Annotated in this window: 9 protein-coding genes; all 9 read left to right on the forward strand. The window is 72.1% G+C overall.

Features of this window, described 5'->3' with window-relative positions; all coding sequences use genetic code 11:
• The first annotated feature begins 345 nt into the window (after positions 1–345).
• The 9 genes from WME82_RS09290 to mraY all read left to right on the forward strand — a co-directional run bounded on the left by WME82_RS09290 (position 346) and on the right by mraY (position 11815).
• A complete protein-coding gene (locus WME82_RS09290; protein WP_437869938.1) occupies positions 346–2025 on the forward strand; it encodes a response regulator in 1680 nt (559 codons plus the stop codon).
• Positions 2026–2096: 71 nt separating this feature from the next.
• A complete protein-coding gene (locus WME82_RS09295; protein WP_438042545.1) occupies positions 2097–4238 on the forward strand; it encodes a GYF domain-containing protein in 2142 nt (713 codons plus the stop codon).
• 98 nt (positions 4239–4336) lie between these two features.
• Positions 4337–4741 (forward strand): cobalamin B12-binding domain-containing protein, encoded by a 405-nt coding sequence (locus WME82_RS09300; RefSeq protein ID WP_012234290.1) that lies wholly within the window; start codon positions 4337–4339, stop codon positions 4739–4741.
• A 509-nt stretch (positions 4742–5250) separates the two neighbouring features.
• Positions 5251–5709: a division/cell wall cluster transcriptional repressor MraZ gene (gene mraZ, locus WME82_RS09305; protein ID WP_012234291.1), complete on the forward strand. Its 459-nt coding sequence runs from the start codon at positions 5251–5253 to the stop codon at positions 5707–5709.
• Complete coding sequence (rsmH, locus tag WME82_RS09310) at positions 5706–6653, forward strand: 16S rRNA (cytosine(1402)-N(4))-methyltransferase RsmH (protein WP_437745127.1); 948 nt, start codon at positions 5706–5708, stop codon at positions 6651–6653. Before mraZ ends, rsmH begins: the two co-directional genes overlap by 4 nt.
• Positions 6650–7003, forward strand: coding sequence for a hypothetical protein (locus tag WME82_RS09315; RefSeq protein WP_438042546.1), 354 nt, complete (start codon positions 6650–6652; stop codon positions 7001–7003). Before rsmH ends, WME82_RS09315 begins: the two co-directional genes overlap by 4 nt.
• The gene (locus WME82_RS09320) at positions 7000–9087 is read left to right on the forward strand and encodes a penicillin-binding protein (RefSeq protein ID WP_437745129.1); all 2088 of its coding nucleotides are present in this window, start codon (positions 7000–7002) and stop codon (positions 9085–9087) included. Before WME82_RS09315 ends, WME82_RS09320 begins: the two co-directional genes overlap by 4 nt.
• Positions 9084–10688, forward strand: coding sequence for a UDP-N-acetylmuramoyl-L-alanyl-D-glutamate--2,6-diaminopimelate ligase (locus WME82_RS09325; protein WP_438042547.1), 1605 nt, complete (start codon positions 9084–9086; stop codon positions 10686–10688). Before WME82_RS09320 ends, WME82_RS09325 begins: the two co-directional genes overlap by 4 nt.
• The gene (gene mraY, locus WME82_RS09330) at positions 10685–11815 is read left to right on the forward strand and encodes a phospho-N-acetylmuramoyl-pentapeptide-transferase (protein ID WP_437745131.1); all 1131 of its coding nucleotides are present in this window, start codon (positions 10685–10687) and stop codon (positions 11813–11815) included. Before WME82_RS09325 ends, mraY begins: the two co-directional genes overlap by 4 nt.
• Positions 11816–11818 lie beyond the last annotated feature (3 nt).

Raw genomic sequence — 11818 nt, forward strand, 5'->3', positions numbered from 1 at the left:
AGACCGAGTAAATGGAGTGACCCTACATCGTCGCCATGGCCTCTTCGATGCGTTCGCGGAGCGGGCGCAGCGGGCGCCGTCGCGCCGCCGGCGCATCGCCTGCGCTGCCCGGAGGGTTCCGGAGTAACATGGGCGGATGGTGAGCTCTCGCCTCTGGCGTCGGGACGCGCGCTCGGATCCGCGCGCATCGGGCGGCGTCCTGGCCGCGCTCGACCCGGCCGTATGCCCGAGCCGCCGGCGCACGAGCCCGAGCCGGTCGTGTCGGTCGGATGGCCGCCTTCGCGCGCGGGTCGCGTGCTTGCCCGCGCATTCCTCGTCCATTAGCCTTCGAACTCGGCCCGCGGAATGACGCAAGACGCCAACAAGAAGCCGCTCGGACGCATCCTCCTGCAGCAACGGGCGGTCACCCAGCCCCAGCTCGAACAGGCGCTCCTCGACGCGCGCGCGAAGGGGGTGCCCCTCGCCACGAACCTCATCGAGAGCGGCACCGTCTCCGAGGTCGCTGCGCTGAAGGCCCTCTCCGAGCAGAGCGGGGTTCCTGGCATCGATCTCAACCAGGTCTGCATCAAGCTGAGCGACCTCTCCATCCTCCCCCGCGAGATCGCCGCCAAGCACAAGCTCCTTCCCGTGCTCGTGCGCGAGGATCGCATCCTCGTGGCCATGGCCGCGCCCGCCGACAAGAAGGTGATCGACGAGCTCGAGTTCGTGACCGGCAAGCGCGTCTTCCCGTACATCGCGCTCGCGGGCCCCCTCGTGCGGACCATCGCGGCCGCCTACGACATGAAGGAGCAGGGCGAGCCGTTCTACGTGGGCGCCAAGTGCCCGCCCGAGGTGCTGAAGCGGGCCGGGCTCGGCTCCACGGCGTCGTCCGCCTCCGAGGCGCCGCCCGCGCCCCCGCCAGCCCCTGCGCAGCCCGCGCCGCGCCGGCCCGCGTCCGCCGTGCCCCCGGCGACGGTGGCCCAGGCCCCGGTGGCCCAGGCCCCTGCGGCGCCTGCTCCCAGCGCCGCCCCGCCGCCGCGGCCCGCGCCGGAGCGCCCGCGCGACGACGCGGAGATCTCTTTCGCCGATCTCACCGACGATCCGAGCCCGCCTGCCGCCCCGTCGCCGGCCCGCCTCTCCTCGGCGGGGCCGCCGCTCGTCGTCGACGACGCCATGCGGAGGGCGGCGGCGGCCGACGAGCTCACGGACACGGATTTCGGCACCGCAGACCGCGATCTCTCCGTCGTCGAGTCGCTCCCGGGCGCAGGCAAGGCGCCGCAGGGCGATCAAACGACGATCCTGGTCGTCGACGACGAGCCGGAGATCCGGAAGCTGCTCCGTCGCATCTTCGAGGAGCGTGGGTACCGCGTGGAGGAGGCCGATCGCGGGCTCCTCGCGCTGCGCATGGTCAAGGAGAATCCGCCCGACGTGATGATCCTCGACGCCATGCTGCCGGAGGTGCACGGCTTCGACATCGCCCGCCGCATGAAGGGCACCCAGCGCTACGGCCACATCCCGATCATCATGATCTCGGCCGTCTACCGCGGGTGGCGGTTCGCGGAGGACCTGAAGTCGAGCTACGGCGTGGAGGCCTACATCGAGAAGCCCTTCCGCGTCGCCGACGTCGTCGCCGCCGTGGAGAACGCGCTCCAGGCGCGCTCGATCCGCGGCGATCAGGACCGGATCTCGGCGGAGGCGGAGCGCCTCCTCGCCGCGGGGATCGCGGCGTATCGCGCGGGCGATTTCGACAAGGCCGTGCGGCACCTGCGCGAGGGCACGGCGATCGACCCGCTCGCGTACCGGCTGCACTTCCACCTCGGCCTGCTCTACGGCAAGCAGGGGCAGCTCTACGATGCCATCCAGGAGCTGGAGACGGCGCTGCACATCAACGGCAAGCACTTCCCCGCGCTGAAGAACCTCGCCGTGCTCTATCAGAAGGCCGGGTTCCGCAACAAAGCCATCGAGACCTGGGAGCGCGCGCTGGGCGTCGCCCCCGATGACCCGACGCGGCAATCGATCAAGGAGCACTTGCTCGGGCTGCTCTGACCGCCTACCCCATGTCGTCTGGGGCCAAGCTGTCGTAGACTGCGCCATTCCACCGGCAGGCGCGTCCTTGGATGAAATTCATCTGCGATAACTGCAAGGCCAAGTACCAGATCGGTGACGAGAAGGTCGCCGGCAAGATGGTGCGGATGCAGTGCCGGCGATGCGGGCACCTCATCCAGGTCAGCGCGAGCGTCACCGAGAGCTCCGTGGCGCGTGCTCTTCCGGTCGAGCCGCCGCGCGAGGCGGGCGACGATGCGCACGTCGCCCCTCCGAGCGACGAGGCGCCGGCGGCGGACGGGGGCGCGGCGAGCCCGTTGAAGCCGCCGCTGGCTTCGTCCCTGGGCCACGGCGCCGCGCCTGCGCCGCCCCGGCCGGCATCCCAGGCCCTGCCGCGCCCGGCGGGCGCTCCTCGACCTCCGGTCGCGCCGCGTGCCGTCCCCGGACCGGCGTCGAGCCCGCGTCCGGCGACCGCACCGCAGGCCTCCCCGGCAGCCCGGGCTGTCCAGCCGGCGCCCGCGGCGCCGGCTCGTTCCCCTGCGCCTGCCGCCAGGGCGGCGGAGCCCGCGCCGCCGGCGGGGGCCGCCGGCGCGTTCACGCGCGCGATGTCCAATGACCGCCCGCTCGGGAAGGCGCCGGCCGTGCGCGCCACGGCGAGCGAGGACTGGTACGTCGGGGTCGGCGGCGTCCCGCTCGGCCCGGTGCGGCTCTCGGTCATTCGCGACAAGGCGCTTGCCGGCGCGGTGGACGGCGAGTCGCTCGTCTGGCGCGAGGGCTTCGATGAGTGGCAGCCCCTCAAGAACTTCCCGGAGCTGCTCGAGATCGTCACGCAGGCTCAGTCCACCCGCCTGTCCCCGCCCGCGCGCCGCATCAGCACCACGGGCTCCTCTGTCGGTCAGCCGCAGGCGTCGTCGGCGAAGGCGCCCTCCTCGTCGAGGGTCCCTGCGCTCGGGGGGGCCGCGCCCGCGCGCACGGCGACGCGCGAACCAGAGCCTCCTGGCCTGAACGAGCAGGCCCCGGCGGTCGCCGCCTTCACCGCGGCCGGGACGCCCGCTGTGTCGGCCCCGCTGCCCGTGCCAGTCGCGTCGGCCACGTCCGTTACGTCCGTCTCGCGCGTCACCCCGGTTGCGCCAGCAGCGAGCGCGCCGGCCGCATGGCCAGGAGCGCCGGCAGGCGCCGGGCGGACCCACGCCGCGGGCGCTGCGCCGGTGGAGGTGCTCGCCGATCCCTTCGCGGCCGATCGGACCGACCCCGTCGCGTTCGCGCCCGGACCCGAGCTGGCCGCGTCCGCCTCGACCGAGCTCGCTCGCGGGGCCGGCGGCCTGGCCGCGGGCGGGTCGCCCTCTGCGGCGGCGCCCACGGGTGGCCTGGCCGCTGGGGGTGCGCGCTCTGCGACGGCGCCAGCAGGCGGAAGGCTGACCGCGGGGGGCTCGCCCGCCGCGCCGGCAGGGGCCCTCTCCGCCGCGGAGCCCGCACCTCTGGTGGCCACGCCTGGCAGCCTGGTGGAGACGGTCGCGCCAAGGCGGAGATCGGGCATGAGCCCGCTCGCATACGCCTTCATCGCCATGGCAGCGGCGTTCGGTGGCGTCTCCGCTTTCGTCCTGCTCTCCCCGAAGCCGCAGCCCGTGCAGGTCGTGACCGCCCCCCCGCCGCAGAGCCAGCCGGCGGATTTGCCCACGGCGGCCCCGCCGCCGCCGCCGACCGTCGAGCCGGACGCACCTGCACCGGCCGAGACGGCTTCCGCCCGGCCAGAGGTCGCTTCGACGGGCAAGGCGGGCGGCGTCGCGAGCCAGCGCCCTCCGCCGGACAAGCCGGTCGCTCCATCGGCCTCTGCTCAGCTCGACCGGTCCGGGTTCGGCGCTGGGGTCCCCGGCCCCTCGTCAGGGCCGGGCAGCCAGGGGGCCGGCGCCGGTTTGACCCCGCTTTCCCAAGGGGAGATCTCCGGCGTCGTCGAGTCGAACCGCCCCAGCGTCCGCCGCCACTGCTGGCAGCCCGCCCTCGACGCGCGCGCCAGCAACGCGGCCAGCACCGCCAGGGTCTCCGCTTCGGTGGTCATCGCCGCGTCGGGCGCCGTCCAGTCCGTCTCGGCCGGCGGATCGGAGAAGGATTACCCCGGCCTGTCGAGCTGCATCGCCTCCCGGATCAAGTCCTGGCGGTTTCCTCCTTCCTCGGGTTCCACCCCCGTAACGATTCCGTTCGTCTTCGCCGCGCAGTAAGCCCGCTGCTCAGCAAGGATGCACCCCTGTGGAGCGAAGGCCGCTCGATCGGGCGCTTCGCTTTACGCCTGCCCAGGCAGGCGGTAATCGACGCGCTCATGGCAGAGCGCAAAGTCCGAATCCTCGTGGCGAAGCCCGGCCTGGACGGCCACGACCGCGGCGCCAAGGTGGTCGCCAGGGCACTCCGCGATGCGGGCTTCGAGGTGGTCTACACGGGCCTGCACCAGACCCCCGACATGATCGCCTCCGCCGCCGTGCAGGAGGACGTCGACGCCGTGGGGCTGTCGATCATGTCCGGAGCGCACAACACCCTCTTCCCCGCGGTTATCGAAGCGCTCCGGAGCCGCGGGGCCGAGGACATCGTGGTGTTCGGTGGGGGCATCATCCCGGACGAGGACATCGCGCGGCTCCAGAACGCCGGCGTGAAGGGCGTCTTCACCCCCGGGACCACCCTGAAGAGCATCGTGGAGTGGGTCCAGACCAACGTGACCCCCCACAGCTGACCGCCGCCGCGGCGCGCTTCCCCACTCTCCCCCACCGCGGCGCGCCTTCCCACTCTCCCCACCGCGCGCCTCCCCCGCCCGGTTTCCCCCAGAGCCACACGCTCGCTGAGCCCGCCCGGTAACCCGGCTACGCACCCGTTCGCCCGACCGCGAATCGACGTGCTCAGGGCGGCGATCCGTCTTGCTTGCTTTCCGTCTTGCCAGCGTCTGCCCGACGCGTTCCAGCCCACCTCCGAGCGGCTCCCCACTTCCTCCCACGGCACTTCCCGGGAGCCATTTGTCGATAAATCGCGCTGTTTTGTGGGGTATGACCTTGAGGGTTTATGTCCTACATAGGTGGCGGATGAGGTCCAGAAATCTCCCAAACTGTTGACACTCGGCACCTCACTCCGTAGCGTGGCGGAGCTTCGTGGGAAGAAGTGGCAGAGAATGTCACGACGCGGCGTGCGCCCGGTGGAGCAACGCGTCGCCAACCCCTCGGCGGGACGGACCAGCCGGAGCTGGGGTCGATGAGCACGATGTTTCGCGGTCACTTCGAGCACGCGATCGACGCGAAGGGGCGCACGAGCCTCCCTTCGCGCTTTCGCGACGTGCTCGCGGCCGCGAACGACCTGCGGATGGTCATCACCCCGGCCCTCTTCGACCCCTGCCTGCACGCGTACCCGATGAAGGCCTGGGAAGAGCTGGAGGCGAAAATTGCAGCACTTCCACAATTCGATTCGAACGTGGTCGCCTTCCGGCGCCGTTACCTGTCCGCGGCCGTCGAGTGTGACCTTGACAAGCAGGGCAGGATCCTCATCCCGCCGTCTCTCCGCGAGCACGCGGACCTCACGAAGGACGTGCTGTGGGCGGGCATGGGCCAGACGATCGAGCTCTGGTCGCAGGAACGGTGGAAGGCCGCTCAGCAGATGAGCGAGGTCGAGCTTCAGAGCTTCAAGAACGCAATCGCGGAGCAGTTCCGCCTATGAACGTCGTCAATGTAGTCCCCATGCACCTGCCTCCTCCGCCGCCGCGCCCGCGCGCCGAGCAGCACGTCTCCGTCCTCGGCCGCGAGGTGCTCGCCGCGCTCTCGCCGAGCAGCGAGGGCGTCTATGTCGACGCCACCCTCGGCGCCGGCGGCCACACCGCGACGATCCTCGAGACGCCGGGCGCCCGGGTCATCGGGATCGATCGCGACGAGCGCGCCCTCGCCATCGCGCGTGCCCGGCTCGCCCGCGCGGGGGATCGGGTGACCTACGTTCACGGCGAGTTCTCCGAGATCGAGCGGCACCTCGCGGCCCTCGGCGTGCCGCAGGTGGACGGCCTCGTCGCCGACATCGGCGTGAGCTCCATGCAGCTCGACGACCCGGCCCGCGGCATGAGCTTCCGCGCGGAGGGGCCGCTCGACATGCGGATGGACCCGAGCCGCGGCGAGACGGCGCTCGAGCTCATCGAGCGGCTCAGCGACGAGGAGCTCGCGGACCTCATCTACCGCTACGGCGAGGAGCGCCGCAGCCGGCGGGTCGCGCGCTGCATCAAGCAGGCGGCCGACAGCGGCGAGCTCGTGACGACGCTCGACCTGCGGCGCGCCGTGGTGCGCGCCGTCGGGCCGGCGCGCATCGGCGGCGTCGATCCGGCGACGCGCACGTTCCAGGCGCTGCGCATCGCGGTGAACGGTGAGCTCGACCAGCTCGAGGCGCTGCTCGAGGCGGCGCCCAGGATCATCGCGCCGGGCGGCGTGCTCGCCGTGATCTCGTTCCACTCGCTGGAGGACCGCATCGTCAAGCGCGCGCTGCGCGAGCCGGAGGTCTGGGAGCCGCTGACGAAGAAGCCGGTGACCGCGGGCGACGACGAGGTCGAAGGCAACCCGAGGGCCCGCAGCGCGAAGCTCCGCGCCGCGAGGCGCGTAAGCGGGGCGGAGGCGCTCGCGTGACGCAGCAGCGTCCGTTCCTCATCTTGTGGACGCTCGCGGTGGCCGCGACGGTGGCGGCGTTCATCGTGCACCTCGCGCTGCGAGGGCGCACGGTCGACCTGGGATACAAGCTCGGGCGAGCGCGCGCCGAGCAGGGGCGGCTGCGCGAGGTGAAGCGGGTGCTCTCGCTCGAGGCGGCCAGCTACGAGACGCCGCAGCGCGTGGAGATGGTCGCCCGCTCGCTGCTCGGCATGACGCCGCCCCCGCCCGAGCGCGTGATCCCGGTGCGGGGCTACTCCGCGCCGCCCGGCGAGCGCGAGCCCGAAGGCGAGGAGCCCGGCCGCGCGCCGCCGAGCGGAGGGCAGCCGTGAAGAACCTCGATCCCCGGCGCGCGCGGTGGATCCGCATCCGCATGGGGCTGCTCTGCGGCCTCATGGCGCTCGGCTTGGGCGGTGTCGTGTCCGGCGCCTACCGCATCGAGGTCGAGGACGGGGACGCGTGGTACGACCTCGCCGAGCGGCAGCGCCAGCGGCGGCTCCACATCACGCCGAAGCGCGGCACCATCTACGACCGGAACGGCGCGCCGCTCGCGGAGAGCGTGGAGGTGCCCAGCGTCTCCGTGGACGCGGTCGAGATGCTCCGCGGCATCGAGGAGAAGTACGTCCCGATGCGGATCCAGCAGTACGCGGAGCGCATCGCGCAGGCGCTCTCGCTGCCGCTCGAGGAGGTCGTGGAGAAGCTCGGCCGGCGGCGCCGCTTCGCCTGGCTCAAGCGCCGCATCTCCGAGCAGGAGGTCGAGAACGTCCGCGCGCTCGGGGACAGGACGCAGCGCTACCCGGTGCGCGGGCTCGTGATCGAGGGCGAGGGGCGCCGCTTCTACCCGAACCGCGAGCTCGCCGGCCCGCTGCTCGGCTTCGTCGCCACCGACGGCGAGGGCAAGGAGGGGATCGAGCTCAGCCTGGAGCACGAGCTCCGCGGCAACGCGTCCGAGGTGCGCGGGCTCCGCGATCGCTCGGGCCGGCTCATCTTCTCGGAGGGGATCGAGGACGAGCAGGCGCTCGCCGGGCACAACGTCCACCTGACGATCGACAAGGGCATCCAGTTCACCGCCGAGCGCGAGCTCGAGGCGGCGATGAAGACCTACGAGGCGCTCGGCGGATCGATCGTGGTCGTCGATCCGGAGAGCGGCGAGATCCTCGCCATGGCGAGCGCTCCGGGCTTCAACCCGAACGACTACTCGCAGAGCGATCCAGGGTCCCGGCGCAACCGCTGCGTCGTCGATCGCTTCGAGCCCGGCTCCACGATGAAGGTGTTCGCCATCGCGAGCGCGATCGCGGCGAAGAGCGTCTCCCCCAGCGCGACCATCTACTGCGAGGAGGGGAACATGGCGATCGACAACGTCGTGATCCACGACACGCACATTCACAAGTGGCTGACGGTGCCGCAGATCCTCGCCCAGTCGTCCAACATCGGCACGGCGAAGATCGCGCTCGGGCTCGGCGAGCAGCGGCTCTACGAGGGCTTCCGGCGGTTCGGCTTCGGGGACCTCACCGGCGTGCCGCTGCCGGGCGAGTCCGTGGGCGTGCTGCGGCCGCGCGGCCGCCCGTGGGTCCAGGTCGAGACGGCGGCGGCCTCGTTCGGGCAGGGGATCAGCGTGACCACGCTCCAGCTGGCGATGGCCACGGCGGCGGTCGCCAACCACGGGCGGCTGCTCGAGCCGATCCTGATCAAGCGGGTCACCGACGGCACGGGCGTCACGCTGTCGGAGCCGTCGCCGCGCGTGCGCCGCGACGCGGTGCCGGCGCCGATCGCGCGGATGATGTCGGAGATGCTCGTCGCGGTGACGGAGGGGGACGGGACCGGCGTCGAGGCCGCGATCCCGGGGTTCCGCGTCGCGGGGAAGACGGCCACCGCGCAGAAGATCGATCCCGCGACGGGCAAGTACACCGACACCCACTACGTGGCGTCGTTCGTCGGGTTCGTCCCGGCCGAGCGGCCTCGGATCGCCATCGCGGTGGTGCTCGATGAGCCGATGGGCGGCACGTACGCCGGCGGCTCGGTCGCGGCGCCCGTCTTCCGTCGGATCGGTGAGATGGCGCTGCGCTACCTGGGCGTTACCCCGCGCGGGAGCGTGCCGATGAAGCTGTCGGAGATCAGCGAGCAGTCCGGAGAGGACCTCGCGGCGAGCACCTATCAGGTGCTGAGCGAGGCGCGCGCCGCGGCCGCGCCGATCTCGACGGGCGTGGTCACGCCGTCCGCGCCGCTCAAGGCGGGGGAGCTGCGCGTCCCCGATCTGACGGGGCTGCCGCAGCGCGAGGCCGTGAAGAGCGCCGCTGCGCTCGGGCTCGATCCGAGCGTCGAGGGCACGGGGCGGCTCGCGCGCCAGGAGCCTCCGCCCGGGACCGTGCTGCCCAAGGGATCGCCCCTGAAGCTCATCTTCGAGCCCCCCACATGACGGAGCACGATCACAAGGAAGCCAGCCTGGCCGAGGTCGAGCTCGCGCTCCGCCTCGGCGACGTGCTGCTCGAGATCCCGGGCGCCGCGCTCTCTCCGGCGGGCGCCGCGGACATGGTCGTGACGGGCGTGCACCTCGACTCGCGCAAGGTGAGGCAGGGGGACATCTTCGTCGCGCGCGCGGGCGCGCGTGACCACGGCGAGCGCTTCATCCCCGAGGCCGTGGCGCGCGGCGCGCGGGCGGTGATCGTCGCCCGCGGGAGCGCGGCCGACACGCTCGGCGCCGCGCGCGTCGAGGTCCCCGACGTGCCGCTCGCGCTCGCTCAGGCCGCCGCCGTGGTCTACGGACACCCGACCTTCACGCTCGAGGTCGTCGGCATCACCGGTACGAACGGCAAGACGACGACGGCCCACCTCGTCCAGGCCTGCATCGATCGGTGCGGCGGTCAGGCCGGGATCGTCGGGACGCTCGGCTACCGCTTCGGCGATCTCGATGTCCACGCCTCGCACACGAGCCCCGAGGCGGACGAGCTAGCCCGCGTCGCCGCCGCGATGGTCGCCCGCGGCGCGACGCACCTCGTGATGGAGGTGTCATCGATCGCGCTCGCGGCGAAGCGCGTCGATGCGGTCCGGTTCCGGATCGCCGTCTTCACGAACCTCACGCAGGATCACCTCGACTACCACGGCACGATGGAGGCGTACGCGGCGGCGAAGGCGCGCCTGTTCGTTGATCTCGGCCCCGGCGCCGCGGTCATCAACGTCGACGATCCCTTCGGGCGGCAGCTCGTCGAGATGCTGGCCCCCGGCGGGCTCTCGCGCCCGACGGCGGCGACGCTCGCGCGCTACTCGGCGGAGGTGGGCGTGGGCCCGGACGCCGCGGAGATCGCCCCCGTCGAGCTCGCGCACAGCGCGAGCGGCACGTTCATCCGCGCCCGCACGCCCGTCGGCGAGGTCACCATCCGCTCCCACCTGCTCGGCGCGCACAACGCGTCGAACCTGCTCGCCGCCCTCGCCGTGGCCTACCTGCTCGGGTTCGACGTCGGTGACGCCGCCGCGGCGCTCTCGTCTCCGATCCAGGTCGCGGGCCGCCTGGAGCGCTGCGATACCCCCGGCGCCGACGATGTGATCGTGCTCGTCGACTACGCGCACACGCCGGACGCGCTCGCCCGCGTGCTCGCGAGCGTGGGTGCCCTCGGCGGCGGGCGCGTCCTCTGCGTCTTCGGGTGCGGCGGCGACCGCGATCCGCTGAAGAGGCCGCAGATGGGCGAGGCGGTCGGCCGCGCCGCCGACGTCGCCATCGTCACCAACGACAACCCGAGGAGCGAGGACCCGCGCGCGATCGCCGACGCCATCCTGCCGGGGCTCGCCGCCGGGCGCGCGCGCGTCGTCGTCGAGCTCGATCGAGCGCGCGCGATCGAGCGCGCGGTGCTCGACGCCGAGCCGGGGGACGTGGTCCTCATCGCCGGCAAGGGCCACGAGCCGTACCAGATCATCGGCGGCGTCACGCTGCCGTTCGACGATCGCGACGAGGCGCGGCGCGCGCTCGCCGCGCGCCGCGCGCGCTCCCTTGACGAGCGGCCGTCGCACGGAGGTGCGGGGTGATCTACGAGCTCTTCTATCCGCTCAAGTTCCACTACGGCTGGCTGAGCTGGCTCAACGTCCTCCGCTACATCCCGTTCCGCACGATCATGGCGACGATCACCGCCATGGTGCTGACGTTCGTGCTCGCGCCGTGGTTCATCCGCGAGCTCCGGCGGAAGCAGATCGGGCAGGTGGTCCGCGCCGAGGGGCCGGAGACGCACAAGATCAAGGCGGGCACGCCGACGATGGGCGGCGCGCTCATCCTGCTCTCCCTGCTGCTCCCCACCGTGCTGTGGGCCGACCTCAGGAACCCCTTCGTCCTCGCGACGACGGCCGTCACCGCGGGCTACGGCGTCATCGGCTACCTGGACGACTTCCTCAAGATCAAGCGGCGGAGCAGCGGGGGCCTGCCCGGGCGTTACAAGCTCATCGGCCAGGTGCTGATCGGCGGCGCGGCCGTGGCCTACACGTTCCTGCTCGCGTCCAAGCTCCCGCCGGACTGGGCGGAGATCAGGACGCGGCTCGCGATCCCGTTCGTCGCGTTCTCGAAGTACCCGATCGAGCTGCCGCTCTACGTCTACATCCCGTTCGCCGTCTTCGTCGTGGTCGCCACGTCGAACGCCGTGAACCTCACCGACGGCCTCGACGGCCTCGCGATCGGCCCGGTGATCATCAACGCGGGGACCTACCTCATCCTCGCGTACATCGTCGGCGCCTCCATCGCGAGCTTCTCGCTCGCGGCCTACCTCGACATCCCGGCGATCGCGTCGGCCGGCGAGCTGTCGGTGTACTGCGGCTCGGTCATCGGCGCGGGGATCGGGTTCCTCTGGTACAACACGTACCCCGCCCAGGTCTTCATGGGGGACGTCGGGTCGCTCGCCCTCGGAGGCGGGCTCGGGATGCTCGCCGTCTTCACCAAGAACGAGCTCCTGTCGATCATCCTCGGGGGGATCTTCTTCATCGAGACGGTCAGCGTCATCACGCAGGTCCTCTCGTTCAAGCTCACCGGCAAGCGCGTCTTCTTGATGGCGCCGATCCACCACCACTACGAGAAGAAGGGGTGGGCGGAGCCCAAGATCATCGTCCGCTTCTGGATCATCTCCATCCTCCTGGCGCTGGTGTCCCTGGCGTCGATGAAGCTGCGGTGAGGG

This window comes from Sorangium sp. So ce128 (assembly GCF_051525245.1).
Classification (GTDB): Bacteria; Myxococcota_A; Polyangia; order Polyangiales; family Polyangiaceae; genus Sorangium; species Sorangium cellulosum_B.

Bases quoted from the DNA above. Each gene is read 5' to 3' on its own strand.
- mraZ (WP_012234291.1), top strand. From the start codon at position 5,251: ATGAGCACGATGTTTCGCGGTCACTTCGAGCACGCGATCGACGCGAAG.
- WME82_RS09295 (WP_438042545.1), top strand. From the start codon at position 2,097: ATGAAATTCATCTGCGATAACTGCAAGGCCAAGTACCAGATCGGTGAC.
- WME82_RS09300 (WP_012234290.1), top strand. From the start codon at position 4,337: ATGGCAGAGCGCAAAGTCCGAATCCTCGTGGCGAAGCCCGGCCTGGAC.
- WME82_RS09325 (WP_438042547.1), top strand. From the start codon at position 9,084: ATGACGGAGCACGATCACAAGGAAGCCAGCCTGGCCGAGGTCGAGCTC.
- rsmH (WP_437745127.1), top strand. From the start codon at position 5,706: ATGAACGTCGTCAATGTAGTCCCCATGCACCTGCCTCCTCCGCCGCCG.
- WME82_RS09290 (WP_437869938.1), top strand. From the start codon at position 346: ATGACGCAAGACGCCAACAAGAAGCCGCTCGGACGCATCCTCCTGCAG.